Source organism: Novosphingobium sp. MBES04 (assembly GCF_000813185.1).
Taxonomy (GTDB): Bacteria; Pseudomonadota; Alphaproteobacteria; order Sphingomonadales; family Sphingomonadaceae; genus Novosphingobium; species Novosphingobium decolorationis.
This window is the reverse complement of record NZ_DF850488.1, coordinates 1,872,881-1,897,200: the sequence shown is the minus strand read 5'-3', so window position 1 is coordinate 1,897,200 and position 24,320 is coordinate 1,872,881. Positions and strand designations below refer to the sequence as shown.

22 protein-coding genes, 1 tRNA gene and 2 pseudogenes are annotated in these 24,320 nt (G+C 65.5%); 13 read left to right on the top strand and 12 right to left on the bottom strand.

Annotated elements, in window-relative coordinates:
• Positions 1-2: 2 nt before the first annotated feature.
• The 3 genes from lptE to MBENS4_RS08315 all read right to left on the bottom strand — a co-directional run bounded on the left by lptE (position 3) and on the right by MBENS4_RS08315 (position 3,599).
• Positions 3-512, bottom strand: coding sequence for an LPS assembly lipoprotein LptE (lptE, locus tag MBENS4_RS08325; protein WP_039390055.1), 510 nt, complete (start codon positions 510-512; stop codon positions 3-5).
• The gene (gene leuS / locus MBENS4_RS08320) at positions 509-3,022 is read right to left on the bottom strand and encodes a leucine--tRNA ligase (RefSeq protein WP_039390052.1); all 2,514 of its coding nucleotides are present in this window, start codon (positions 3,020-3,022) and stop codon (positions 509-511) included. The genes lptE and leuS overlap by 4 nt, the downstream gene beginning before the upstream one ends.
• Positions 3,023-3,131: 109 nt before the next feature.
• The gene (locus MBENS4_RS08315; protein ID WP_084592006.1) at positions 3,132-3,599 is read right to left on the bottom strand and encodes a DUF3576 domain-containing protein; all 468 of its coding nucleotides are present in this window, start codon (positions 3,597-3,599) and stop codon (positions 3,132-3,134) included.
• A 320-nt stretch (positions 3,600-3,919) separates the two neighbouring features.
• Between MBENS4_RS08315 and MBENS4_RS08310 the strand changes: the two genes are divergently transcribed.
• Complete coding sequence (locus tag MBENS4_RS08310) at positions 3,920-4,750, top strand: hypothetical protein (protein ID WP_242404841.1); 831 nt, start codon at positions 3,920-3,922, stop codon at positions 4,748-4,750.
• Positions 4,751-4,939: 189 nt separating this feature from the next.
• Positions 4,940-5,661 (top strand): annotated as a pseudogene (phbB, locus tag MBENS4_RS08305) (acetoacetyl-CoA reductase).
• A 118-nt stretch (positions 5,662-5,779) separates the two neighbouring features.
• Here phbB and MBENS4_RS08300 read toward each other — a convergent pair.
• The gene (locus MBENS4_RS08300; RefSeq protein ID WP_039392030.1) at positions 5,780-6,553 is read right to left on the bottom strand and encodes a helix-turn-helix domain-containing protein; all 774 of its coding nucleotides are present in this window, start codon (positions 6,551-6,553) and stop codon (positions 5,780-5,782) included.
• 123 nt (positions 6,554-6,676) lie between these two features.
• Between MBENS4_RS08300 and MBENS4_RS08295 the strand changes: the two genes are divergently transcribed.
• A complete protein-coding gene (locus MBENS4_RS08295) occupies positions 6,677-6,931 on the top strand; it encodes a ribbon-helix-helix domain-containing protein (protein WP_039390051.1) in 255 nt (84 codons plus the stop codon).
• Positions 6,932-7,181: 250 nt separating this feature from the next.
• Here the strand turns inward: MBENS4_RS08295 and MBENS4_RS08290 are convergent, their stop codons facing one another.
• Positions 7,182-7,379 (bottom strand): hypothetical protein, encoded by a 198-nt coding sequence (locus tag MBENS4_RS08290; protein WP_039390049.1) that lies wholly within the window; start codon positions 7,377-7,379, stop codon positions 7,182-7,184.
• A 70-nt stretch (positions 7,380-7,449) separates the two neighbouring features.
• Positions 7,450-8,733 carry a UDP-N-acetylglucosamine 1-carboxyvinyltransferase gene (murA, locus tag MBENS4_RS08285; protein WP_039390048.1) on the bottom strand — a complete coding sequence of 428 codons (1,284 nt, stop codon included), beginning with the start codon at positions 8,731-8,733 and terminating at the stop codon, positions 7,450-7,452.
• 142 nt (positions 8,734-8,875) lie between these two features.
• On the opposite strand from murA, the pseudogene MBENS4_RS08280 reads away from it, so the two are divergent.
• Positions 8,876-9,756 (top strand): annotated as a pseudogene (locus tag MBENS4_RS08280) (UTP--glucose-1-phosphate uridylyltransferase).
• A 200-nt stretch (positions 9,757-9,956) separates the two neighbouring features.
• Here the strand turns inward: MBENS4_RS08280 and MBENS4_RS08275 are convergent.
• From MBENS4_RS08275 to MBENS4_RS08255, 5 genes are all read right to left on the bottom strand, one after another.
• Positions 9,957-10,292, bottom strand: coding sequence for a DUF2322 family protein (locus MBENS4_RS08275; RefSeq protein ID WP_039390045.1), 336 nt, complete (start codon positions 10,290-10,292; stop codon positions 9,957-9,959).
• A gap of 100 nt (positions 10,293-10,392) precedes the next feature.
• Positions 10,393-10,971, bottom strand: coding sequence for a lytic transglycosylase domain-containing protein (locus tag MBENS4_RS08270; RefSeq protein ID WP_242404840.1), 579 nt, complete (start codon positions 10,969-10,971; stop codon positions 10,393-10,395).
• A 111-nt stretch (positions 10,972-11,082) separates the two neighbouring features.
• Entirely contained in the window at positions 11,083-12,189 is a 1,107-nt protein-coding gene (locus MBENS4_RS08265) for a phytase (protein WP_052322108.1), read from the bottom strand.
• Entirely contained in the window at positions 12,189-14,957 is a 2,769-nt protein-coding gene (locus MBENS4_RS08260; protein ID WP_039390042.1) for a TonB-dependent receptor, read from the bottom strand. Before MBENS4_RS08260 ends, MBENS4_RS08265 begins: the two co-directional genes overlap by 1 nt.
• Before the next feature lie 206 nt (positions 14,958-15,163).
• Positions 15,164-15,238 (bottom strand) — tRNA-Thr (locus MBENS4_RS08255).
• 162 nt (positions 15,239-15,400) lie between these two features.
• Here MBENS4_RS08255 and MBENS4_RS24000 point away from each other — a divergent pair.
• The 9 genes from MBENS4_RS24000 to MBENS4_RS08210 all read left to right on the top strand — a co-directional run bounded on the left by MBENS4_RS24000 (position 15,401) and on the right by MBENS4_RS08210 (position 23,279).
• Positions 15,401-15,646 carry a hypothetical protein gene (locus MBENS4_RS24000; RefSeq protein WP_242404839.1) on the top strand — a complete coding sequence of 82 codons (246 nt, stop codon included), beginning with the start codon at positions 15,401-15,403 and terminating at the stop codon, positions 15,644-15,646.
• An 87-nt stretch (positions 15,647-15,733) separates the two neighbouring features.
• A complete protein-coding gene (gpmA, locus tag MBENS4_RS08245; RefSeq protein ID WP_039390040.1) occupies positions 15,734-16,426 on the top strand; it encodes a 2,3-diphosphoglycerate-dependent phosphoglycerate mutase in 693 nt (230 codons plus the stop codon).
• Position 16,427: 1 nt separating this feature from the next.
• Positions 16,428-16,919 (top strand): 5-(carboxyamino)imidazole ribonucleotide mutase, encoded by a 492-nt coding sequence (gene purE, locus MBENS4_RS08240; protein WP_039390037.1) that lies wholly within the window; start codon positions 16,428-16,430, stop codon positions 16,917-16,919.
• 46 nt (positions 16,920-16,965) lie between these two features.
• Positions 16,966-18,024: a 5-(carboxyamino)imidazole ribonucleotide synthase gene (locus MBENS4_RS08235; protein WP_039390034.1), complete on the top strand. Its 1,059-nt coding sequence runs from the start codon at positions 16,966-16,968 to the stop codon at positions 18,022-18,024.
• Between the two features lie 8 nt (positions 18,025-18,032).
• Positions 18,033-18,515: a dihydrofolate reductase gene (locus MBENS4_RS08230; RefSeq protein WP_052322106.1), complete on the top strand. Its 483-nt coding sequence runs from the start codon at positions 18,033-18,035 to the stop codon at positions 18,513-18,515.
• A 9-nt stretch (positions 18,516-18,524) separates the two neighbouring features.
• Positions 18,525-19,457 (top strand): bifunctional riboflavin kinase/FAD synthetase, encoded by a 933-nt coding sequence (locus MBENS4_RS08225; RefSeq protein ID WP_199904355.1) that lies wholly within the window; start codon positions 18,525-18,527, stop codon positions 19,455-19,457.
• Positions 19,458-19,532: 75 nt separating this feature from the next.
• Positions 19,533-22,343 carry an isoleucine--tRNA ligase gene (gene ileS / locus MBENS4_RS08220; protein WP_039390031.1) on the top strand — a complete coding sequence of 937 codons (2,811 nt, stop codon included), beginning with the start codon at positions 19,533-19,535 and terminating at the stop codon, positions 22,341-22,343.
• A gap of 5 nt (positions 22,344-22,348) precedes the next feature.
• Positions 22,349-22,858, top strand: coding sequence for a signal peptidase II (gene lspA, locus MBENS4_RS08215; RefSeq protein WP_039392021.1), 510 nt, complete (start codon positions 22,349-22,351; stop codon positions 22,856-22,858).
• A 4-nt stretch (positions 22,859-22,862) separates the two neighbouring features.
• Positions 22,863-23,279, top strand: a complete 417-nt coding sequence (locus MBENS4_RS08210) for a DUF3035 domain-containing protein (protein WP_039392019.1) — start codon at positions 22,863-22,865, stop codon at positions 23,277-23,279.
• 236 nt (positions 23,280-23,515) lie between these two features.
• On the opposite strand, the gene MBENS4_RS08205 is transcribed toward MBENS4_RS08210, so the two are convergent.
• Positions 23,516-24,247, bottom strand: coding sequence for a DUF695 domain-containing protein (locus MBENS4_RS08205; protein WP_159108030.1), 732 nt, complete (start codon positions 24,245-24,247; stop codon positions 23,516-23,518).
• Between the last annotated feature and the right edge of the window lie 73 nt (positions 24,248-24,320).

Here is a 24,320-nt window from a genome sequence, read left to right as displayed (position 1 = left end):
CCTTAGGGACGTGCATCGTCGCGCAGGCGCAGCGCGAGATTGGTCACGATACGGTCGGCGACGTCCTTGGCCAGGTTCTCCAGCGCGCGCTGTTCCGCGGCGATGGTGGCGTAGTCGGACGAGACCACGTCGATACCCGCATCCGAGCCCGCCGTCGCGTCGACGACGATCTCATCGCTGGCCGTATCAACAAGCTGGAAGCGCGCACGCAGGGTGCGCCGTTCGCGCCCGATGGTGTCATCCGAAAGGAGGCCGAAGCCTTCGAGCTGGTCGTCGAGGCGCACGTCGAGCCGGTAGCGCGGCGTGGTGCCGGCCGGCGGCTCGCCCATCTTGTCGATCAGCGCGTTGCGCACGAGCCAGCCCGCGCGCCCCTCGATCGCGGCGACCTGGATGTCGGAGAGGCCGCGCGCGACTTCGCCGCTGCCACCGCCCGCGTACATCGGCGAGAGGCCGCATCCAGCCAGCGGAACGGCCAGCGCAAGCGCGGCCGCAAAGGCGCGAAGGGACCTCACGCGACGATATTGACCAGACGATCGGGCACGACGATTACCTTGCGAATTTCAGCGCCATCGATCGCACGCTGGACCTTCTCGCTGGCCAGCGCAAGCGCCTCGAGGTCTTCCTTCGACGCGCCCTTGGCAACCGTCAGCGTGTCGCGCAGCTTGCCCTTGACCTGGACCGCGATGGTGACCTCGTCCTCGACCAGCAGCGCCGGATCGACTTCGGGCCACAGCGCCTCGGCGACGAGACCCTTGCCGAACGTGGCGTAGGCTTCCTCGGCGAGGTGCGGCATCATCGGCGCGATCAGCAGCAGGAGTTCGCGGATCGCGGTGGAGCGGCTTGCCGAAGGCTTGGCCTTCTCGACCGCGCCGGTCAGCTCGTAGATGCGCGCGACGGCCTTGTTGAAGCCAAGCGATTCGATGTCGGCAGCCACCGCCGCGACGGTCTGGTGGAGCTTGCGGTCGAGCGCCTTGTCCTCACCCTCGGCCCCCGCATCGAACTGCGCGAAAAGCCTCCACAGGCGCTGCACGAAGCGCGCGCAGCCCTCGATCCCGGCTTCCGACCAGGGCAGGTCGCGCTCGGGCGGGCTGTCGGACAGCATGAACCAGCGGATCGCATCGGCGCCGTAAGTCTGGACGATCTCGTCAGGATCGACGACGTTCTTCTTGGACTTCGACATCTTGATGACCTTGCCGACCTCGATGGTCGAACCGTCGGCCTTCAAGATGGCGCCATCGGCCGTGCGCGTGATCTCGGCAGGGGCGAAGTAGACGTCGCGTCCGCCTTCCTTGCGCGAGTAGACCTCGTGCGTGACCATGCCTTGCGTGAACAGGCTCGCAAACGGCTCCTTCACGTCGACAAGGCCGATGCGGGCCAGCGCGCGGGTCCAGAAGCGGGCGTAGAGCAAGTGCAGGATCGCGTGCTCGATGCCGCCGATGTACTGTTCGACCGGGAGCCACTTGGCGATGGCCTCCTTGTCGAAGGGCTTGTCGCCGGGCTGGCTGGCGAAGCGCAGGAAGTACCACGAGCTGTCGGCAAAGGTGTCGAGCGTGTCGGTCTCACGGCGCGCCGCATGGCCGCACTGCGGGCAGTCGACATGCTTCCAGGTCGGATGTCGTTCGAGCGGGTTGCCCGGCGTCTGGAAATCGACGTCTTCGGGGAGCGTCACGGGCAGGTGCTTCTTGGGCACCGGCACCACGCCGCAGACCTCGCAGTGGATGAACGGGATCGGCGTGCCCCAGTAGCGCTGACGCGAGATACCCCAGTCGCGCAGGCGCCACACCGTCTTGCCTTCGCCCCAGCCGCCGTCCTGGGCACGGCGGATGACTTCGGCCTTGGCCTCGGCCACGCTCATGCCGTTCAGGAAATCGGAGTGGACGAGCACGCCGTCCCCGGCTTCCGCCTCGCCCGCGAAGGGCGCATCGGCATCCTCAGCCTTGGCCGCGACAACGCGCAGGATGGGCAGTTCGTACTTGGTCGCGAACTCGAAGTCGCGTTGGTCGTGGCCCGGAACGGCCATGACCGCGCCGGTGCCGTAGTCCATCAGCACGAAGTTGGCGATGAAGACCGGAAGCTCGGCCCCGGTGAAGGGGTGCTTCGCGGTAATGCCGGTGTCGAAGCCCAGCTTCTCGGCGGTTTCGAGCTCGGCCGCGGTGGTGCCGCCGCGCTTGCACTCGGCGATGAAGTCCTGCGCCGCGGCACTGTCCTTCGCCACGCCCTGCGCAATCGGGTGATCGGCCGCGACCGCCACGAAGCTCGCGCCGAAGATCGTGTCGGGACGGGTCGAATAGACTTCGACGCTGCCGCCGTCCGAAAGGTCGAAGCTAAACTGCAGGCCTTGCGACTTGCCGATCCAGTTCTCCTGCATCGTGCGGACCTTTTCGGGCCACTTGTCGAGGCTACCCAGCCCCTCGAGCAGTTCATCGGCGAAGTCGGTGATCTTGAGGAACCACTGGTTCAGCTTGCGCTTCTCGACCAGCGCGCCCGAACGCCAGCCGCGCCCGTCGATGACCTGCTCGTTGGCGAGCACGGTCATGTCGACCGGGTCCCAGTTCACCGCCGATTCCTTGCGATAGACAAGGCCGTGCGCGTACATGTCGAGGAACAGCGCCTGCTCATGGCCGTAGTAGTCCGGCTCGCAGGTGGCGAGTTCGCGCGACCAGTCGAGCGCGAAACCCAGGCGCTTGAGCTGCGCCTTCATGTTGGCGATGTTGTCGCGCGTCCAGCCGCCCGGATGGACGCCCTTTTCCATGGCCGCGTTCTCAGCCGGCATACCGAAGGCGTCCCAGCCCATCGGGTGGAGCACCTCGTGTCCGCGCATGCGCTTGTAGCGCGCCAGGACGTCGCCCATGGTGTAGTTGCGCACGTGACCGATATGGATGCGGCCCGAGGGATAGGGGAACATCTCCAGGACGTAGCTGCGCGGCTTCGTCGAGGTGTCGTCCGCCTTGAAGCACTGGGCTTCGTCCCATGCCGCCTGCCAGCGGACATCCGCCTGCGCCGGGTCGAACCGCTCGGTCATTTCAGTCTGGTCTCCTGCAAGGACCCTTGCGGCCCTTGCGTTCTTTCATGGGGGAGGCCCCCACGCAGGGGACCTTTCGAAATTCGGGTTGGGTCGGCGAAGGGCCGGATCAGCCGCCGACCGAATCGCGGCGCAGGTCACGCGCACGGGTCAGGATCACGTTTTCCAGCTTCTGGACGGTCGCGGCCTGGACCGGAGCCCCCACCCAAGCGTCGCCTTCGCGGATCTGGCGGGCGGCCGAGACGCGCAGCGCATCGGCGCGCAGGTCCTGGTCGAGGATGGTGACCGAGACCTTCACGCGCTCGCTCGGCTTGTCCGGGTTCACGTACCAGTCGGTGATGATCACGCCGCCATTGCTGTCGGACTGGACCAGCGGCATGAACGAGAGCGCATCGAGGCTCGCGCGCCACAGGTAGCTGTTCACGCCGATGGTGGTGACATGCGAGGGCGCCAGCGCGCCCGACACGTCATTCTTCTTGCCGCCACAGCCGGCCAGCGCGAGGGCCGCGACCACGCATACCGCGGCGGTCATCGTCTTGCGCGGGGCGAAAAGGCCGAATTCAGTGCTGCCTGTCATTTTACTTCCCGGTTCCTGGTCTGTGTCGGCAGGGATCGGCCCAGAGGTTGGCCCTGCGGTCCCCGACATGTTGCATTGCCTCTATAACCGCCATTGCCTCGGAGCAAGAGCGCCCTTGCCTTTGATGCTGCCGCAAACGGGACAGCCCAGGCCGTGGGCGAGCCTGGATCTGGTGCCCTGTAGAGCCGCTGGCAGGTAAACCCGCGATGAATGGTGGCCTGTCCTCGGCCTTGGCCTCCCTCTTGAGCCACGCCGGTGCGATCACCATTCCCCTTCCGGCTCAGACTGTGTTAAGAAGAATCGTGCAAGACCAAGACGCCATGACCATGGCCAGTGCGCTGGCCACCACACGGGAGTGCCTCGACGTGACCGCGCAGACCCCTGCCCCACCCCCGACAGAAGCCCCGGCCGCTTCGCGCGGCGGTGTGCGGGCCGGCGCCCTGCTGGCAGGATCGGTCGGTCTGCTCGCGCTGCCCAGCGCAGTCATGGCCTTTTCCGCGTCGTTCCATGGCGAGGATCCGCAAGGCGAAAGCCTGGGCTCGCTGGAATCGCAGGCCTCGGGCGAAACGCTCTCGCGCGCGGTCGCGATGCGCTCGCTCGCCAAGGGCGGCGAATTCGCCTTCACCCCGGCCGGCACCCCGCATCGCCCCGAACGCTCGGTGCTGGTGGTCGTGCGCGACGATCCGGTCGCGGCCAAGGCGATCATCGTGCGCGGACGCTATCAAGCGCCCAAGGCGGAAAGCCCGCGCGCAGCCGCCAATCCGCAGATCGCCGCCAGTTCGTTCAGCCTGGGTACGTCGCGCGGGTACCAGAACTTTGCACAGGACCTCGTCAAGCCTTCGGAGAAGCGCTCCGTGGCCGCCCTGCCCGACCTCCAGTCCTACAGCCTGACGCCGGGCACCGGGGAGGAAAAGGAATCGCGCTTCACCCCCCGCATCTCGATCGACGAGAAGCGCGCGGCGGGGCGTGCCCCCCGCACCTTCGCGGGGATCGAAGGCGAGGTGGACCTGGGCGGTGCCTACCGCGTGGCCAAGAACCTCAACGTCACGGCGGGCGTGCGCTACTCGCAGGACCGGGAACGCCTGCAGCCGCTCACCGATGGCCGCCAGGACAGCCAGGCGGTCTATGTCGGAACCCAGTTCAGCTTCTGACACTATTGCTAAATTGTTGAAATGTGACCGCTAGCTGCCTGTAATTCGCAGGCGCGCAAGCGCAGTTGCACTTGTCGCACCCTTAATTCGCCAGGGCGAATGCAAATATCGCCACACTGAGCTTGCCGCATTCCTATTCCTTTCTTAGCAATGTGCTTGGTGGATGCACACGAAAGCGAAAGGCTGAATATGGCACGCGTTGCGATTGTTACTGGCGGCACCCGCGGTATCGGAGAGGCTATTTCCCTGGCTCTGCAGGACAGGGGCCACAAGGTTGTTGCGAGCTACGCAGGCAACGATGAAAAGGCCAAGGCCTTTACCGACAAGACGGGCATACCGGCCTACAAGTGGGACGTGGGCGACCACGAAGCGACGCTCGAAGGCGTGGCCCGGGTCGCCGAGGAAGTCGGTCCGGTCGACATCGTCGTCAACAACGCGGGTATCACCCGCGACGGCGTGCTCCACAAGATGAGCTTCGAGGACTGGAACGAGGTGATGCGCATCAACCTCGGCGGGTGTTTCAACATGGCCAAGGCCACTTTTCCCGGCATGCGGGAACGCAAGTGGGGCCGCATCGTCAACATCGGCTCGATCAACGGACAGGCTGGCCAGTACGGCCAAGTCAACTACGCCGCGGCCAAGTCGGGCATCCACGGCTTCACCAAGCGCTGGCCCAGGAAGGCGCCAAGTACGGCGTCACCGTGAACGCGATTGCGCCGGGCTACATCGACACCGACATGGTCGCGGCCGTGCCCGCGCCGGTGCTGGAAAAGATTGTCGCGAAGATCCCGGTCGGCCGCCTCGGCCACGCCTACGAGATCGCCCGCGGCGTCGCCTTCCTGTGCTCTGAGAACGCCGAGTTCGTGACCGGCTCGACGCTGTCGATCAACGGCGGCCAGCACATGTACTAAAACACCAGGACGGGCGACCTCACCTTTCTCAGCCAGAGCGGCGCGCGAAAGGTGAGCTAGACAGTTTGGGGAGCCCGAGGGCGATGGCCCTCGGCAATCCTCTTTTCCCGACCTGGACTCAGGACATCCAGTATCCGACCACCTTCCAGCGCCCCTCTTCCGGGCTGAGCGAGACGGTCTCGATCACGTTCGCCTTGTGGGCGAACGCGCTCTGGAACTTGACCACCTTGAGCCCGCTCGGCGGGCCGGGCACGGCCTCTTCGCCCAGCAGGCGCCGGGAGACGACCTCGCCGAGCGGCGGGCGCACCTGCGCGGCAAGGCTTGCCCAGCGCGCGGCCGTATTCTGGGCCTGGAAGGCCTCTCCGGTTTCGGCCCAGCTCTTTTCCCATTCGCCTTCGTCGACAAGATGCAGCCAGGCGCGCGCCGAGGCGACCGGCGCGCTCTCCACGCCGTGCGCCTCGGGTGCGGACTGAAGGGAAGCGGACGGGGACAGCATCAGAAGAGCGGCAACTATGGCAAGCGTCATGGCAAGAACTCCGCCGAGCGCCCAGACCAGAAGGGGCCGGGTCTTCGAAGCGCGTTTCGGCTCCTCCCGGTCTGCCGTGCGATCCGGGCCGGGCGCAGCCCCCATTTCCGTGTCCCCTTGCAATTTGGGGGTCGAGTCCGCTCCCAGCCCCTCTTCGCGATCGAGGAGCAGACGGGCGGCCTCCCGGCTGCTCGAGACCGCCATCTTGCGACGCGCGTTGCGCAGGCGCTCGTGAATCGTATGGACCGACAGTTCGAAGTGGCGCGCCAGCGACTTGGCGTCATGCCCGCGCGCCATCAGCCGCAGCGTTTCCTTCTCCCGCTCAGTGAGGGCCGCGTACCCGTCCTGAAGGTCCCCTTCTGCCATGATCCCATCTGTCTCCACGCGTGATCGCAATCACTTGCCCCGCAAAGCCTAGGGAGCGAACCGCGTACAGGGCACCCCAAAAAAATCGTAGGCGGTCCGGGGGCGTGCCCCTATTGCAGGGGGATGGTCTCCCCCTTTCACCCGCCCGTCAAACGCTCGGTGGAAATCGCCGGACACAAGACCTCGATCAGCCTGGAACCGGTGTTCTGGGACGCACTGGTCTCGGCCGCCGAGGAAGAGCGCGTGCCGATCAACGCGCTCGTCGCACGCATCGACCTCGAACGCGCGCAGGCCGAAGTGCCGCCTGGCCTAGCGAGCGCGATCCGAGTCTGGCTGATGCTGCGCTTTGCGAGTTCGGTGACCCCGCTTGAAGAGTGAGGAGACACGGGGATCAAGAAAAACAGTTCCGAGGGCCATCGCCCTCAGGCTCCCCAAACTGCTTAACTCACCTTCCGCGCGCGCCCTTAGCTGGGAGAGGTGAGGTAGACAGTTCTGGGGTCAAGGGGCGATGCCCCCTTGTATCCTACTTTCCTTCTCTCTTCGCCTTCCAACGCCCCAACGGGAAAGGGGCGGACAGCCTTTCGGCCCCGCCCCTCGGGTACGCTGCATCAGGGACATGCACGTGTAATCAGTAGTTGGCGACCGCGTCGCTGGCCGGGAAGGTCTCGTCGAGCGCTTCGTCGGTCTTGGACCACGTCCTAGGCGTGGTTTCCATGTTCGCGGCACCGGCATCGCGGACCTTGGGCGTCTCGCCCTTGTCCTTCTGCGTGTACTTGTAGAACGCGTAGCCTGCCGCACCGAGCGCGGCCATTCGCATAAGGCCCATTGTCCAATCTCCTCTCAGGCGCCCTTGCGGGCGTTCGATGGGAAAATGCACAAGGGGCCCGTGCGGTTCCTCAATCGGCGCCGATACGTTCGATCTGTGCGCCGAGCAGCGCCAGTTTCTCTTCCAGACGCTCGTATCCGCGGTCGAGGTGGTAGAGGCGGTGCACCTGGGTCTCGCCCTCGGCGGCCAGCCCCGCGATCACAAGACTCATCGAGGCGCGCAGGTCCGTCGCCATGACCTCGGCGCCGGTCAGCGTGTCGACGCCATGGACGATGGCCGTGCGGCCCTTGGTCTCGATATGCGCGCCCATGCGGTTGAGCTCGGGCACGTGCATGTAGCGGTTCTCGAAGATCGTCTCGGTCAGAACGCTGGAGCCTTCCGCCTTGCACAGAAGCGCCATGAGCTGGGCCTGCATGTCGGTGGCAAAGCCCGGAAACGGGGCGGTCGAGAGCGTGACCGGACGCAAGGGGCCATTGGCCGCGACGTAGAGGCCGTCCTCACGCGGCTCGACAAGCACGCCCGCATCGCGCAGCGCCTGCACGGTTGCTTCCATATCCTCGATCCGCGCGCCCTTGAGGAGGACCTCGCCGCCCGTGATCGCCGCCGCGCAGGCATAGGACCCCGCCTCGATGCGGTCGGGCATGACCATGTAGGTCGCCCCATGCAGGCGCGGCACGCCATGGATGGTAAGGTCCGACGTGCCGATGCCCTCGATCCGGGCACCCATCGCGGTGAGCAGATTGCACAGGTCGACGATTTCCGGTTCGCGCGCGGCGTTGTGCAGCGTCGACTTGCCCTTGCACAGGACCGCAGCCATCAGCGCGTTCTCGGTCGCGCCGACCGAGACCACCGGGAACGAGAAGCGTCCGCCCGGAAGGCCGCCCTCGGGTGCAATCGCCTTCACGTAGCCCGCCGCCATCTCGATCTGCGCGCCCAGCGCTTCGAGCGCCTTCAAATGCAGGTCGATCGGGCGGTTGCCGATGGCGCAGCCGCCGGGCAGCGAGACAGTCGCCTCGCCCATGCGCGCCAGCATCGGGCCGAGCACCAGGATCGAGGCGCGCATCTTGCGGACCAGATCGTAGGGGGCGACCGTGCTGGTGATACGGGTGGCCTGCAGCGTCATCACCCGGCCGAAATCCTCCGGCCGCGAGCCCGCGATGGCCGTCGAGATGCCGAACTGGTTCATCAGGTGCTGGAAGCCGTCGATGTCCGCGAGACGCGGCAGATTGCGCAGCGTCAGCGGCTCCTCGGTCAGGAGGGCGCAGGGCAGCAACGTGAGCGCTGCGTTCTTGGCGCCGGAAACGGGAATAGTGCCGGAAAGGCGTTTGCCGCCTTGAATAACGATCTTGTCCATCCCCACCCATTTAGCGTGATTTGGCGCGCCAGCAAGCGCGCAACCATTGGCCGCTTCATGTGTTTGTGGAAGGGCTTGGTTGCACTGCAGCGCCGAAAACGCTTTAATTGCTTTGCAACATCTGAAGGGTACTGCGAGGTCCATGACTGCCAACAACTTCCGAAAGCCAGTCCGCAAAGCCGTATTCCCGGTGGCCGGACTTGGAACCCGCTTCCTCCCCGCAACTAAAGCCATTCCAAAAGAGCTTCTCCCCGTCGTAGATCGCCCGCTTATTCAGTATGCGGTCGACGAAGCGCGCGAAGCGGGTATCGAGGAATTCGTATTCGTGACTGGCCGCGGAAAGACCGCGATTGTCGAGCACTTCGATACGGCCTATGAACTCGAAGCCACGATGAGCGGTCGTGGTAAATCACTCGAACCGCTCGAGCCCACGCGCATGAAGCCCGGCAACCTCGTCACCGTGCGCCAGCAGGTGCCGCTGGGCCTGGGCCACGCGGTCTGGTGCGCCCGCGCGGTCACCGGCGATGAACCCTTCGCGATCTTCCTGCCCGACGAACTCATGTACGGCTCGCCCGGCTGCATGGCCCAGATGATCGAGGCCTACAACGAAGTCGGCGGCAACCTCGTTTCGGTGCTGGAAGTACCCGAGAACGAGGTCTCCAGCTACGGCGTCATCAAGCCCGGTGCGGTGAATGGAAAGCTGACCGAAGTGAAGGGCCTCGTCGAGAAGCCCAAGGTGGAAGACGCGCCCTCCAACAAGATCGTCTCGGGCCGCTACATCCTCCAGCCCGAAGTCATGGGCCTGCTCGCCAGCCAGGACAAGGCGCGGGCGGCGAAATCCAGCTGACCGACTCGATGGCCAAGCTGATCGACACCCAGCCCTTCCACGCCGTCACCTTCGAGGGCCAGCGCTTCGACTGCGGCTCGAAGCTGGGCTTCGTCGAAGCGACGCTCTCGATTGCTCTCGACCGCGAGGACATGGGCGAGGACGTGCGCGCGATGGCCAAGCGCATCCTGGGCTGATTGGCCCGGACCTTGCTGCAAAAAAGGGCGCTGTTCACACGAACAGCGCCCTTTTTTGATGTGCCAGAAAGAGATATCCGAGGGCCATCGCCCTCGGGCTCCCCGAACTGGCTGCCGCATCTTTCTCCCGCCCAGCTGGCTGAGGAAGGTGAGGTCGCCGATTCCGGGGTCAAGGGGCGATGGCCCCTTGAAAAGGAACTTCACTCAGAAGCCGGAATGACCTTGATACCCAGCGGCGCGGCGCCGTTGACGATGGCGACGAGGCGGTCGATGTTGGGGTGTGCCCCCGGATTGGCCCGCGCGTCCTCGACCATCTCGGCGAAGATGGCGAGGCCATGATCGGCGGCCTTGGCGTCGAGCGTGCCGAATTCCTGCTGGAGGTACTGGTAGAGCGCCAGCGAGCCCTTCTTGCCGGGCGCATTGGGAATCGTGTCGAGCACGGTCCCGGTCCCATCGACGAAGTCGATGCGCTCCACGCCCTCGATCGAGGGAAGCTGGGCGAGGTTGTCCTTGAAGGTGTCGGTGGGGGTAATCATCGGCGGCCTTTCCGCAAGAATTCGTCAGGGTTCAAGGCCGCGCCCGTAGCAGCGCCCTGCCCCGCCGACCATCCTTGGCGGCCAGCTTCGCGCCAGACGGTTACTTGCGAACCGGATCGGCGAGGCGCCCCATGATCGCGGCGACATAGGCCTGGGTCTCGCGGATGCGGGGAATGCCACCCGCCTGCGCCACCCGCCGGGGGCCTGCGTTGTAGGCCGCAAGCGCCTTCTCGATATCCCCGCCGAAGGTGTCGAGCTGCTCGCGCAGATAGCGCGCGCCGCCCTCCAGGTTCGCGTGCGGGTTGTCGGCATCAACGCCCATCTGCTGCGCGGTCCCCGGCATGAGTTGGGCTAGGCCGCGTGCACCCGCGTGCGAGCGGGCCCCCTCGTTCCAGCGGCTTTCCTGCCAGACCACGGCTTCGAGAAGCGCGGGACTGATGTCGTACTTGGCCGCAAGCTGCGCGACATGCGCGCGCCAGCGTTCAGGCCCGGCCGCATCGAGCGCCTGTGTGAGCGAAGCCTGGTCGATGGCGAGCGCGCCCTCGTCCAGGGGCAGATCCGGCTCGGCGTTCGGCTGCGGGCCACCTGCCACCCACTGTGCGCCCGACTGCCCGATCTCGAGCACGTCGGCCTGCGCGGGAAGCGCACTGAACACAGCAAGACCGGTGGCGCCTGCCACCAGTGCGAATCGCTTGCCGCGATGCCGTGCCCACCCGTGTCTCATCCCGCCATCCTTACTCCAGGAACGCGGCGGCGGACAGGCTCTTTGCAGCCCACCCGCCGCGCGCCGTCAGTCGAGCTTCAGCGCCGCGCGAATGGCGTCCCAGGCGACCAGCTTGAAGTTCTGGGCATGGGGCGCGTTGTCGCCGTCCTGCGCCATGAACAGGCCGCCCGGATACTTCGGGCCGAAGTCACCCAGCGCAACTTCGATCCCGTCGGTTTCGCTGGTGCCGCCAAGTTCACCGCCATTGATGCGGAAACGCCCGGCGTAGGCGCCGCCGGGCAGCGTGAAGACCGCATAGGCGCTGTCGCCCTGACTGGAGGCCAGCAGCCAGGCCCTGTCGTCTTCGCCACGGGCGATCGCCAGCCCCTCGACATCATCGACAAGGCCATCCTGCGCCCCGACCTTCGCCAGAGCTCGGGGTTCGAGACGTGCCGCATCCAGGTCGACCTGCCAGATCCCCACGTCTTCCTCGGCGAGGTAAAGCGTATGGGTGGCATCGTCGATCACGCAGCCCTCGGCCTGCGTCGCGACCTTGACCTCGCGCGTGAAAGCGGCGCGGATACGACCGTCCGCCTCGGTGAGCGCGCTCTCGGCCACGGTCCCGTCCTTCATCACGACGTAGGCGCGGGCCAGATCCCCCTCGCCCAGCGGCGCGCCCATGCAGAAGCCATAGGCCTCCATCGCGCGGTGCCCCGATGCAAGGAAGCTGCGCGTCCCCAGGTCGCGCAGTTTACCCGTCGCCGTGTCGAGCCAGAACAGCGCGATACGCGGCTCGGCCTCATCGCCCCGGTCGCTGGCGGCCACCAGCACCGCCGTCTGCCCCGAAGCCAGAGTGACCTCACGCAGGTCGACGTTGTTGAGGCGGCCCGCAGCGGCAAAATCGCGCACCTCGCCGTCCAGCCCATAGACGTAGAGACCCGCCTTCTTGTCGGTGCCCAGCACCAGACTTGCGGCCGGATCGGCCCGGTTGCGCCAGATGGCCGGGTCATCGGCCGCATCGTCGTTGACCGTGCCCACAGGCTTCGTCTCACCGCTCGCAGGCACCTCGACGGCGGGGAGCCGCACGGCCGGTTCCTCGGGGGTGGTCGCGCAGGCGCCAAGCAGAAGGGCCGGGAGCAATGCGCCCGACCCCTGCTTCACGATCATGCTGAGAGTCGTGAAGGATGTTCTCATCAGAAGTTCACCCGTGCACCGAACTTCACCGTGGGACCATACTTCTCGAACTGCAGCAGGCGCTGCGCGCCGGCAAGGTTCTGGTAGGCGAAGTACTTGGCGTTGTTGATGTTGATGACGTCGAGCGTGAGGCGCACGTTCTCGGTGACACGCACCTTGCCCGAGAAGTCGAGCTGGAAGTGGTTGTCGACGTAGCGGTCCTCGGTCACGTCGTCGCCCACCTCGTCGAGGTAGCGATCGCGGTAGGTGCCCGAGAAGCGCAGGTTGAGCGGGCCCTTCTGGTAGCCCAGCACCGCGTTGAAGGTGTTCTTCGAGGTGCTCGGCAGCGAGATCGAACGCCCATCGGCCAGCTCACCCTTCGAGTGGGTGTAGGTGTAGTTGACCTGGGTCAGCAGGCCGTCGAAGGGCGCGGGCAGCATCGAGAAAGCCTGGCTGTAGCTGGCCTCGAAGCCCACGATCTCGGCGGTCTCGCCATTGAGCGCGGTGCGGAACTCGTCGTAGGTGCGCCCTTCGTAGGTGTAGTCGTCGAAGGTCTGCGTGTAGGTGTAGTTGTCGATCGACTTGTAGAAGCCGTTGAAGGTCAGCGCGCCGTTCGAGGAGAAGTAGTACTCCACCCCCGCATCGAAGTTCCACGACATGAAGGGCTGCAGGTCGGGGTTGCCGAACTCGGCCTCGTTGTCCTCGTTGACGATGTTGCGCGGGGCGAGCTCGGAGAACTTGGGGCGCACGAGGCTCTTCGAGCCGGCAATACGCGCCACGATGTTGTCCTGCGGCGAGTAGCGCAAGGTCAGGCTGGGCAGCCAGTCGGTATAGCTGCGCTTGTAGCGCAGGGCTTCGACCGGAGGCAGCTCGAAGTTGTCCTCGTCGTCCGTGACGGTGCTGCCTTCAAGCGTGTTCTTCGTGTGCTCCATGCGCACGCCGCCCACCACGCGCAGGTCGCTCGAATCCCAGCGGGCAAGCGCGTAACCGGCGTAGATGTCTTCCTTCACGCGGTAATCGCTGACCGCCGAATCGTAGGCCGAGCCGTAGGTGTCGATTTCCAGCGTGTCGCCGTACTGTGCAAGGAAGTCCTTGCCCGCGCCCTTGTAGCTGACGGGGCCCAGGTCGATGTCGGCGAGGCGATAGGTCTGCTCGCCCGTCCAGCCGTCCATCGTGTAGGGAATGTCGCCGTCCTTGTAGGTCGTGACGTTGAAGTCATAGGACTTCGTGCGCCAGCGCGCCTTGCCGCCTGCCTGCAGGGTCAGGTCGCCGGTGCCCATCGCGAAAGTGCGCGCAAGGTCGGCCTTGATCGCCCATTCCTCGTCCTGGCTGTCCGAGAGGGTGGTGTGGTCGATCTTGTCGAATTCATAGGAGTCCGGATCGTTGAGCAGCGCCGCGCCGCTCGCGGCGGTGTAGGTCGGCACGCGCGGATCGGAGTAGTCCCAGTCGATGGTCAGGCCATCGCCTTCGAAATCACGCTTGAAGCGGATAGGGTCGACCGAGTTGTTCTCCAGTTCGCTCGACTTCGACCAGCTGGCAACCCAGTTGAACTTCCAGGTGCCGGTGTCGGTGTCGCTGCCCAGGGCAACGGTGCGGATGCGCTGGCGCTCGAAGCGGTCCTTAAGGTCGCGCTCGACGGTGATCTCGCCGTCCTCGTCGCTGAAGCTGGGGCCGTTCGCACCGAAGGCGCTCGGATCCTCGCCGAAGTCGAAGGTGGTGCGGTTGCGGTACTCGTGGTCGTCGAACTGGCTCCACACGCCCTTGATGTAGGCCGTGGTGGTGTCCGAGGCGCGCCAGTCGAAGTTGAGGTTGGCGTTGAGGCGCTTACGCTTCACGTCGTAGTCGCGGTACTCGACCGTCGGGCTGAACGCTTCGCCGTCGGCCTCGTCCCAGAAGTCGGACTCGACGTTGTCGGTCTCGAACTTGCGCTCGTAGTAGCTCACGCCGCCCGAGATGCCGAAGCTGTCGCCGACAGGTGCCGAGAAGCTGAACGCGCCCTTGGGGGTCACCGTGTCGGCATAGTCGTTGTAGCTGCCCTCGGCGGTGAGGGTGAAGGTCGGCTTCTTGAGGTCGAAGGCGCTGGTGGTCTTGATCTCGATCGAGGCGCCGATGGTGTCGGCGTCCATGTCGGGGGTCAGCGACTTCTTGATGGTGACCGATTCGATGAGGTCGGAGGAGACCACGTCGAGCGCGACGCCGCGCGAATCGGATTCAGGCGCAGGCACGCGCACGCCGTTGAGCGAGGTCGCGTTGAGATCGGGAGCCAGGCCGCGCACCGAGACGTAGCGCCCTTCGCCCTGGTCGTTGAGGATGTTGACGCCGGGCAGGCGGCGCAGCGATTCCGCGACGTTCTGGTCGGGGAACTGGCCGATGGCATCGCGCGTCAGCACCGAGGAGACACCGTCCGCCGCCTTCTGGCGCGAGAGCGAGCTTGCGAGGTTCGCGGTCTGGCCGACGACCAGGATCGCCTCGCCGCCAATGCCGGCAAGCGCGAAGTTGCCCTCGACCCGGCCGGTGGCGGGGACCGAGACGGTCTTGGTCTCGACGATCGCGCCCACATAGGTCACCTCGAGCGTGTAGTCGCCGGCGGGCACATCACCGAAGATGTAGCTGCCATCGCGGCTCGTCTCGACGATGCGGTTGAGCTCGACGATGCGCACGCTCGCGGACTGCAGCGCCCGGGTGCCGGTGGCGTCCGAGACGTGACCGGCGACCTCGCCGGCGTGGGCCATGGCCGGAAATGCGGCGGTGGCGAGCAGCCCTGCAAGAATGCGGACGGAATTTTTCATAAGGAAGAGAGCCCCTGTGTACCCTGATCAAACGTGTTTGAAGGGCCCCCTAAGCGCGCAATATGACAGGCAAATGCTGTTATTCTGTCAGTTCCATGACAGGTGCGACACACTTGCATGACAGCAACCTGCGGGAAACAGGCAGGAAAAAGACGCACTGCGGATGCTGCAATGCGTCATACAGATATATCTGGAAAAAGGAGGAATGGTGCTGCTGGGGAGGATTGAACTCCCGACCTCACCCTTACCAAGGGTGCGCTCTACCACTGAGCTACAGCAGCGCCGAACCGGGCGCTGAAAATTTCAAAGCGCCGTCCTGGAAATGGGCCTCTCTTCGCGGAGAAGTGAAGCGTCCCGAGGACAGGGGGGCGCTATTGGTCGCGCCGGAATGAATTGTCAAGCGCTGCTTGCACTTTCTCGTGCGCAGGGCCATTGCACAGGCCATGAGCGGTCCCGACAAATCCTCTCCCAAGCCCGACAAGTCTGCGGTTTCCGGGGGGAAGAACCTGACCCGCGAGGAACGCCTCGCGGCCAAGCTGCGCGAGAACCTGCGCCGCCGCAAGGCGCAGGCCCGCGCCACCACCCTGTCCGAATCGGCCGGATCCGACAGCGAATCGGCAAGCGACTCGCCCTCTCCGCGCGCCGGACACGAATCAGGCAGGCTTCCCAAACCGCCCCCGGAAAGCTAGGGGCTTGCGCCAAGACCCGTAGCCTTGCCCGCGCGGGGCATCAGCCGGATGCCGCCGGGGCGACGATACCAGCAAAGGATACCTGCCTTGCCCCGTCTGATCCTTGTCCGCCACGGCCAGAGCCAGTGGAATCTTGAAAACCGCTTCACCGGCTGGTGGGACGTCGATCTTACCGAGAAGGGCGAAGGCGAAGCCCGCGCCGCCGGACGCCTGCTCAAGGACAAGGGTATCCTGCCGACCGTCGCGTTCACCTCGCTGCAGACCCGCGCGATCAAGACGCTGCACTACGCGCTGGAAGAGGCGGGCATCCTGTGGATCCCGGAGACCAAGGACTGGCGCCTGAACGAGCGTCACTACGGCGGCCTCACCGGTCTCAACAAGGCCGAGACCGCCGAGAAGCACGGCGAGGACCAGGTCAAGATCTGGCGCCGTAGCTTCGACACGCCCCCGCCGGTGCTCGAACGCGGCAGCGAGTTCGACCTCGCCTCCGACCCACGCTACGCCGGGATCGACGTGCCCCAGACCGAAAGCCTCAAGGACACCATCGCGCGCGTCCTGCCCTATTACGAGAGCTCGATCGTGCCGCACCTCAAGACGAGCGCGGACGCCTGCGTGATCGTCTCGGCGCACGGCAACTCGCTGCGCGCGCTGGTGAAGCATCTGTCGGGCATCTCCGACGAGGAAATCACCGGCCTTGAGATCCCGACCGGCCAGCCGATCGTCTACGACCTCGACACCGACCTTGCGGTTCTCGACCGCTACTACCTCTCGGAGCGTTGAGATGAGCGAAAAGCCCCGCGTCGCCATCATCATGGGCAGCCAGTCGGACTGGCCGACGATGCAGCGCGCCGCCGACATGCTCGACACGCTCGAGGTCGCCTACGATGCCCGCATCGTCTCGGCCCACCGCACGCCCGACCGCCTCGTCGACTTCGCCAAGAGCGCGGAAGAGGAAGGCTTCAAGGTCGTGATCGCAGGTGCCGGCGGTGCCGCCCACCTGCCGGGCATGGTCGCCTCGATGACGCATCTTCCGGTGCTGGGCGTTCCGGTCCAGAGCCGCGCGCTCTCGGGCCAGGACAGCCTGCTCTCGATCGTGCAGATGCCCGCCGGCATCCCGGTCGGCACGCTCGCCATCGGCGAGGCGGGTGCGGCCAATGCCGGCCTGCTTGCCGCCTCGATCCTCTCGACCTCGGACGAGGGCCTCGCCGACCGGCTCAAGGCCTTCCGCGCAAAGCAGACGCAGAGCGTCGCTGAGCGCCCGACCTCCGACTGATCCTCTCCTCTTCCCCCCACGACCGCAAAGGCAGATACGACAGCGCATGATTGCTCCCGGCGAAACCATCGGAATCCTTGGTGGCGGCCAGCTTGGCCGGATGCTCGCGATGGCCGCCGCGCGGCTTGGCTACCGCTGCCATATCTACGCGCCCGAGGACCACTCGGTCGCCGCCGAAGTGAGCGCGGCGCACACGCAGGCCGCGTTCGACTACGCGGCGGGCCTGTCGGCCTTCGCGGCCGACTGCGCGGTGGTGACCTACGAGTTCGAGAACGTGCCCGTCGCCCCGCTCGCCGCGCTGGGCGAGGTGCCGGTCTTCCCGCACCCGCGCGCGCTGGAAACCGCGCAGGATCGCCTCGCCGAGAAGACCTTCGTCACCAAGCTGGGCGGCACCCCTGCCCCCTTCGCGCCTGTGGATTCGCCCGAGGACCTGCGCGCCGCGATCGCCAGGATCGGCACGCCCGGCATCCTCAAGACCCGGCGCGACGGCTATGATGGCAAGGGCCAGTGGCGGATCATGTCGCCCGAAGACGCCGAGGGCCTCGACCTGCCCGACCAGCCGCTCATCTACGAGGGCTTCGTCCACTTCTCGGCCGAGTTCTCGGTGATCCTGTGCCGCGGCCAGGACGGCGAAATCCGCTATTTCGATTCCGCGCACAACCGCCACGAAGACGGCATTCTCGCGCTCAGCACCGTGCCCGCCCCCGCCGCGATCACCGCGCAGGTGCCTGCCGCGCGCGACCTGGCCGCCAAGGTCGGTGACGCGCTCGACTACGTCGGCGTCCTGACCCTGGAGTTCTTTGCGACCGAGGCGGGCCCCGTCTTCAACGAGATGGCCCCGCGCGTCCACAACTCCGGCCACTGGACCATCGAGGGCGCGGTCACCTGTCAGTTCGAGAACCACATCCGCGCGATCTGCGGGCTGCCACTGGGCAGCACCAAACTTGCCGCGGACGCTGTGGAGATGCGCAATCTCATCGGCGAGGCTGCGAACGACTGGGCCGAAATTCTCAAGGACCCGGCCAACCACCTGCACCTCTACGGCAAGGGCGATGTGCGCCCCGGCCGCAAGATGGGCCACGTCACCCGCCTGACTTTCGACTGAGCGGGCAGGTGCAGGACATCTTCCTCATCACCGCCCGCGCGGCGAACGGCGTGATCGGCCTCGACGGGCAGCTGCCCTGGCGCCTTCCGGCCGATCTCAAGCGCTTCAAGGCGCTGACCATGGGCAAGCCCATGGTCATGGGCCGCAAGACCTTCGAGAGCTTCCCTTCGCCCCTTCCCGGCCGCCGCCACATCGTGCTCACCCGCGATACCGACTGGCAGGCCGAGGGCGCCGAAGTGGTCCACACCGCCCAGGACGCGTTGGCGCAGGCAGGCGAGGGCGAGATCGCGATCATCGGCGGGGCCGAGATCTACGCGCTGTTCCTCGAACACGCGCACCGCATCGAGCTGACCGAAATCCACGAGGACTACGTCGGCGACACGCATTTCCCGATTCTGGACGACACCTGGCGCGAGACCGCGCGCGAGGAACATCCGGCAAACGGCAATTTTCCGCCTCACGCTTTCGTGACCCTCCAGCGCAACCTATAGCCGCCAGACATGATTCGCCTCGACAACCGCGTACCCGTCCCCGATTCGCTCCATGGCGCCATTGTCGCGCTGGGCAACTTCGATGGTTTCCACCAGGGCCACCAGGCCGTCGTCGGCGAAGCGATCCGCTGGGCGCGCGCCGAGGGCCGCCCGGTCATCGTGGCGACCTTCGATCCGCACCCGGTGCGCCTGTTTCAGCCCGATGCAGCGCCCTTCCGGCTGACCACCCTCGACCAGCGCGAGGACCTGTTCGGCGCGGCCGGGGCCGACGCCATGCTGGTGCTCCACTTCGACCGGCTGATGGCGAGCATGACCGCGGCGGAATGGATCGAGGAAGTCCTCCACCGCCAGCTTGGCGTGGCCGGCGTCGTCACCGGCGAGGATTTCACCTTCGGCAAGGGCCGCGGCGGCAATCCGGACGTGCTGCGCGAAATCGGAGCCCGATTCGGCGTCTCCAACCGCACCGTGCCCGCCGTTCACGACCAGTATGGACCAATCTCGTCGAGCCGCGTGCGCGAAGCGCTCATCGCGGGCGACTGCGAGGCCGCCGCACGCCTCCTCACCCGCCCCTTCGCGGTGCGCGGGCCCGTCCAGCACGGCAACAAGTTCGGACGCCAGATGGGCTTCCCCACCGCCAACATCGACATGGCAAGCTACCTGCGCCCGCACTACGGAATCTACGCGGTGATCGGCCATTTCCCGGACGGACGCCGGATTCCGGGCGCGGCGAATCTGGGCATCCGCCCCACGATCCAGCCGCCTGTCGAGCTTCTGGAGCCGCATTTCTTCGACGTGTCGGAGGACATGTACGACCTCGTCATCGAGGTGGAATTCCACCACTTCATCCGCCCCGAGGCCAAGTTCGCCTCGATCGAGGAAATGATGACTCAGATCGGGCGCGACTGCGTCAAGGCACGCGAACTTCTCGCTCCCCTGACCTGATCGGCAAAAGAGAGTCCGTTCATGGACTCTTCCTCCCTTCCAAGAACCGCGCAATTGCTCTAGTGGCGGCCGGTCATGACTGAACAACGCGACTACAAAGACACCGTCTTCCTGCCGAAGACCGATTTCCCCATGAAGGCCGGCCTCGCCCAGAAGGAGCCCGGTATTCTTTCGCGTTGGGAAAGCGAGCGGATTTACGACCAGGTTCGCGCCGCGCGCGCAGGCCGGGAAAAGTTCATCCTCCACGACGGCCCGCCCTACGCCAATGGCGACATGCACATCGGCCATGCGCTCAACCACATCCTCAAGGACATGGTCGTGCGCACGCAGACGCTGCTGGGCAAGGACGCGCCCTACGTGCCGGGCTGGGACTGCCACGGTCTTCCCATCGAGTGGAAGGTGGAAGAGGCGTACCGCAAGAAGAAGAAGAACAAGGACGAGGTTCCCGCCGAGGAATTCCGCGCCGAGTGCCGCGCTTACGCGCGCCAGTGGGTCGATACCCAGCGTGAGCAGTTGAAGCGCCTGGGCATCAACGGCAACTGGGACCAGCCCTACCTGACGATGGACTTCGACGCCGAGGCCACCATCGTCACCGAACTCCTCAAGTTCGCGCAGAGCAACATGCTCTACCGCGGCGCCAAGCCGGTCATGTGGTCGCCGGTCGAGAAGACCGCGCTCGCCGAAGCCGAGGTCGAGTACGAGGACATCGTCTCGACCCAGATCGACGTCGCCTTCGAGATCGTCGAATCGCAGGACCCAGACCTTGTCGGCGCCTACGCGGTGATCTGGACGACCACGCCCTGGACGATCCCCGTCAACCAGGCGCTCGCCTACGGCTCCCACATCGATTACCACCTGATCGAGGCCGATGGCCGCCGCTACCTCATCGCCGAACCGCTGGTCGACGCCTTCATCAAGCGCCTGGGCCATGAAACGCACGACCTGCACTTCTTCATGAAGGGCGCAGGGCTCGAAGGCACCAAGGTGCGCCACCCGATGCATCACCTGGGCGGCTTCTACGCCGAACTGCGCCCGATGCTGGCGGGCGATTTCGTCACCACCGATTCGGGCACCGGCCTTGTCCACCTCGCCCCCGATCACGGCGAGGACGACTTCGAGCTGTGCAAGGCCAACGGCCTCAATCCCAAGTTCGTGGTCGAGGCCGATGGCCGCTACCGCGAGGACTGGTTGTGGTTGGGCGGTCAGGGGTCGGTCATCAACCCCAAGTTCACCGCGCCTGATGGCCCGATCTGTTCGGACCTCAAGGAGGCTGGCGCGCTGCTTTCGGCCTCGGCCGACTACAGCCACTCCTACCCGCACTCGTGGCGTTCGAAGGCCAAGGTCATCTACCGCTGCACCCCGCAGTGGTTCGTGCCGATGGACACGCCATCCGCGACCTCGGGCATGCCCGATGGCATGACCCTGCGCGAAACCGCCGAGATGGCGCTCGCCCACACGCGCTTCGTGCCCGCCAAGGGCCGCAACCGCATCGGCGCGATGGTCCAGGGCCGCCCCGACTGGGTGCTCTCGCGCCAGCGCGCCTGGGGCGTGCCAATCACGCTCTTCGTCGACCGCACAACCGGTGAATACCTCGTCGACGAGGCGGTCAACACGCGCATCATCGCGGCCATCCGTGAAAGCGGCGTCGATGCCTGGTCGGACGAGCGCGCGCAGGAATACCTAGGCGGGGCCTACAAGGCCGAGGACTACGAGCGCGTCGTCGACATTCTCGATGTCTGGTTCGATTCCGGCTCGACCCATGCGTTCGTCCTGGAATCGGGCAAGTGGCCCGAACTGCTGCGCCCCGAAGGCTATGAAGGCCCGCACGCAGACCTCTACCTCGAAGGCTCCGACCAGCACCGTGGCTGGTTCCAGTCCTCGCTGCTCGAAGCCTGCGCCACGCGCGGCCATGCGCCCTACAAGGCGGTTCTCACCCACGGCTTCACGATGGACGCCAAGGGCTTCAAGATGTCGAAGTCGCTGGGCAACACGATCAGCCCGATCAAGGTCATGGAGACCAGCGGCGCGGACATCATCCGCCTCTGGGCGCTCTCGGTCGACTTCACCGAGGACCACCGCATCGGCGATGAGATCCTGAAGGGCGTGGGCGACCAGTACCGCCGCCTGCGCAACACCTTCCGCTACATGCTCGGCGCGCTCAGCGATTTCGCCGAGGATGAGCGTGTGGCCCTCGCCGACATGCCCGAGCTCGAACGCTACATGCTCGCGCTGCTGGCCGATCTCGACGCGGACCTGAAGCAGGCCGTCGCCGACTATGACTTCAACACCTACGTGCGGCGTCTCCTCGACTTCTGCAACGAGGACCTCTCGGCCTTCTTCTTCGACATCCGCAAGGACCGTCTCTACTGCGACGATCCGGCCAGCCTGGAGCGCCGCGCCTACCGCACCGCGCTCGACACGCTGTTCCACGCACTGGTGCGCTACGCGGCCCCTGTCACCGTGTTCACGGCCGAGGAAGTATGGACCTCGCGCTATCCCGAAGGCGGCAGCGTCCACCTTCTGGAATGGCCCGAAGTGCCCGCACCGGATGCCGACAAGGACACCTGGACGGCCCTGCGCACCCTGCGCGAAAAGGTCACCGAAGCCATCGAACCGCTGCGCCGTGAGAAGACCGTGCGCTCCAGCCTCGAGGCCGAAGTCACCGTTCCCGCCAGCGCCGTGCCCGAGGGCTTCTCGGACGAGGATCTGGCCGCGCTGTTCATCACCGCGACAGTGAGCCGCGGGCAAGGCGAGGACGTGACCGTCACCAAGACCACCCACCACAAGTGCGGCCGTTGCTGGCGCCTGCTTCCCGAGGTTTCGGAAGACGGCGCGCTGTGCGGGCGCTGCGAGGACGTGGTGGACGCGCCGGAGACCCCCGCGTGACCCTCATGCGCAAGCGCCTGCTCGGCCTTCTGGCCGCAGCCCTTGTGTTCCTTGTCGACCAGGGCGTGAAGTCCTGGGTCACGGGCCCGCTCGGCATCGACCGGGTGGGCGACGTACAGGAAATCCTGCCCTTCTTCGCGCTGCGCTTCACGCAGAACTTCGGCGTCTCGCTCGGCCTCTTCACCGCGGGCTCGCCCGAGGGGCGCTGGGCGCTGGTAGCGATGACCGCGGCGATCGCGCTGTTCGTCTTCGTGTGGCTGCTGCGCGAGCGCAAGCTGCCCGAGATCGGCGCGCTCGGCCTGGTCCTGGGCGGCGCGCTCGGCAACATCCGCGACCGCTTCAGCTTCGGCTACGTGGTTGACTTTGCCGACCTGCATTTCGGCGAATGGAGGCCCTTCCTGGTCTTCAACATCGCCGATGCCGCGATTACCCTGGGCGTCCTGATTATCCTTGCCCGCACGCTCCTTTCGCGCGACAAGCCCGAAACCACAGCAAGCCCCGCTCCGGAGAGTTGATTTGATGTTCGTTAAGAAGACCGGCGCCCTGATCCTTGTCACGAGCGGCGCATTCCTGCTCTCGGCCTGTGGCAGCAGCGGCCTGTTCAACCGCGCGCGGCCGGACGAATTCGCCGTCCAGCGCCAGACGCCGCTGGTCGTGCCGCCCGACTTCTCGCTGCAGCCGCCCAAGCAGGGCGAACCGCGCCCCTCCGACGGCGCGCTTCAGGAGCAGACCCTCGATGCGCTGTTCGGCGGCCCGCAGGCCCGCAGCGACGTGGAAACGGCAACCCTCGCCATGGCCGGCAAGGCGGAACCCGGCATCCGCTCGACCGTGGGCGATCCCGACACCTACACCGTGGCCAAGGGCCAGGTGACCCGCTCGATCCTGTCCGCCCCCGAAGGCGATGGCCGCGAAGCCCAGGTCGCCGTCGGCGGCTGAACCAGGCTTCCAGAGTTACGAAAATGGCCGGGAGGGCAATGCTCTCCCGGCCCTTTTTGCGTGTGAAGTCGGGAGAGAAGAAAAGCCCGATTCAAGGGGCCATCGCCCCTTGAACCCCAGAATGGGCGACCTCACCACACGAGGCTGCGTGAACAAGTTCGGCATTGATCGGAACGCTTGGAATGGGTCGATTCAAGACGGTTGGGTCTTGGTGACGAAGCTATGGCTTGCGTCGTTCAATCTTCAACAACGCAGCCCCAGCCATCGTAGTCGCCATTGCTCACCTTCGCATTGCGGTAGAGATCGATCGTTATATCGTCGATCTGGTCTGGCCTATCTGTTCGATCGAACTCGATGCCGTATTCGTCCTCGCTTGCATCTCTTTCTTGTGAAACCGAGTAGCCCTGTGCGAGAATATATCGAGCGAACTGGTCGCGATCAGTCGGTGTTTTGAACACTGCAAAGTGATCTATTTTCCGGGGACGGTCGATATGATCACCATTTTCGAGCAGCCGATCAATTACGTCACGGTTCCCAATTCTCTGCAAATCCTCCGGCGAGGGATGGAGAAACCCCCAGTAAGTTGACCATTCGCGATCTAAGCAAGTGCCAGTCTGGAACTGGAAAGAAGGCCAGTTTTCCATTGCCTCGATTAGTTTCGCCTCAATGGCGGGGTCATTCGTATAGAAGTAGAAATCGCGATTTCCGCTTGATGTGTTGCGGCCAACATAGAGCGCTCTACCGTTGCTCCCGATAGTTTTGGCAACGTCCTTTTCGAGCGCAACCAGCGTGTCGAACTCTTGCTGGCTAGACAGGCCATCTTCGCGGGGATGATTCATTCTCACACGAAGATAAGCCATGTTCGGGAATTTGGCCACTGGCGCGACCCTGGCGATACCAAGATCGACAAAGATGGATGCAGGTTCGCCATCTACGAGAAGCGGATAAAAATTCCAGTGGTCCGACATCAACATATCCCGGTGCTGTTCACCTGGACGATAGCTTTGCACCGAAGGTTTTCAACAACGGGTTCTAGGGCGT

Excerpts from the sequence above, each read along its gene's own strand:
- leuS (WP_039390052.1), bottom strand. The coding sequence starts at position 3,022 with ATGACCGAGCGGTTCGACCCGGCGCAGGCGGATGTCCGCTGGCAGGCG.
- MBENS4_RS08315 (WP_084592006.1), bottom strand. The coding sequence starts at position 3,599 with ATGACAGGCAGCACTGAATTCGGCCTTTTCGCCCCGCGCAAGACGATG.
- MBENS4_RS08310 (WP_242404841.1), top strand. The coding sequence starts at position 3,920 with ATGACCATGGCCAGTGCGCTGGCCACCACACGGGAGTGCCTCGACGTG.
- MBENS4_RS08300 (WP_039392030.1), bottom strand. The coding sequence starts at position 6,553 with ATGGCAGAAGGGGACCTTCAGGACGGGTACGCGGCCCTCACTGAGCGG.
- MBENS4_RS08295 (WP_039390051.1), top strand. The coding sequence starts at position 6,677 with ATGGTCTCCCCCTTTCACCCGCCCGTCAAACGCTCGGTGGAAATCGCC.
- MBENS4_RS08290 (WP_039390049.1), bottom strand. The coding sequence starts at position 7,379 with ATGGGCCTTATGCGAATGGCCGCGCTCGGTGCGGCAGGCTACGCGTTC.
- murA (WP_039390048.1), bottom strand. The coding sequence starts at position 8,733 with ATGGACAAGATCGTTATTCAAGGCGGCAAACGCCTTTCCGGCACTATT.
- MBENS4_RS08275 (WP_039390045.1), bottom strand. The coding sequence starts at position 10,292 with ATGATTACCCCCACCGACACCTTCAAGGACAACCTCGCCCAGCTTCCC.
- MBENS4_RS08265 (WP_052322108.1), bottom strand. The coding sequence starts at position 12,189 with ATGAGAACATCCTTCACGACTCTCAGCATGATCGTGAAGCAGGGGTCG.
- MBENS4_RS08260 (WP_039390042.1), bottom strand. The coding sequence starts at position 14,957 with ATGAAAAATTCCGTCCGCATTCTTGCAGGGCTGCTCGCCACCGCCGCA.
- MBENS4_RS24000 (WP_242404839.1), top strand. The coding sequence starts at position 15,401 with ATGAGCGGTCCCGACAAATCCTCTCCCAAGCCCGACAAGTCTGCGGTT.
- purE (WP_039390037.1), top strand. The coding sequence starts at position 16,428 with ATGAGCGAAAAGCCCCGCGTCGCCATCATCATGGGCAGCCAGTCGGAC.
- MBENS4_RS08235 (WP_039390034.1), top strand. The coding sequence starts at position 16,966 with ATGATTGCTCCCGGCGAAACCATCGGAATCCTTGGTGGCGGCCAGCTT.
- MBENS4_RS08225 (WP_199904355.1), top strand. The coding sequence starts at position 18,525 with ATGATTCGCCTCGACAACCGCGTACCCGTCCCCGATTCGCTCCATGGC.
- ileS (WP_039390031.1), top strand. The coding sequence starts at position 19,533 with ATGACTGAACAACGCGACTACAAAGACACCGTCTTCCTGCCGAAGACC.
- lspA (WP_039392021.1), top strand. The coding sequence starts at position 22,349 with ATGCGCAAGCGCCTGCTCGGCCTTCTGGCCGCAGCCCTTGTGTTCCTT.
- MBENS4_RS08210 (WP_039392019.1), top strand. The coding sequence starts at position 22,863 with ATGTTCGTTAAGAAGACCGGCGCCCTGATCCTTGTCACGAGCGGCGCA.
- MBENS4_RS08205 (WP_159108030.1), bottom strand. The coding sequence starts at position 24,247 with ATGTCGGACCACTGGAATTTTTATCCGCTTCTCGTAGATGGCGAACCT.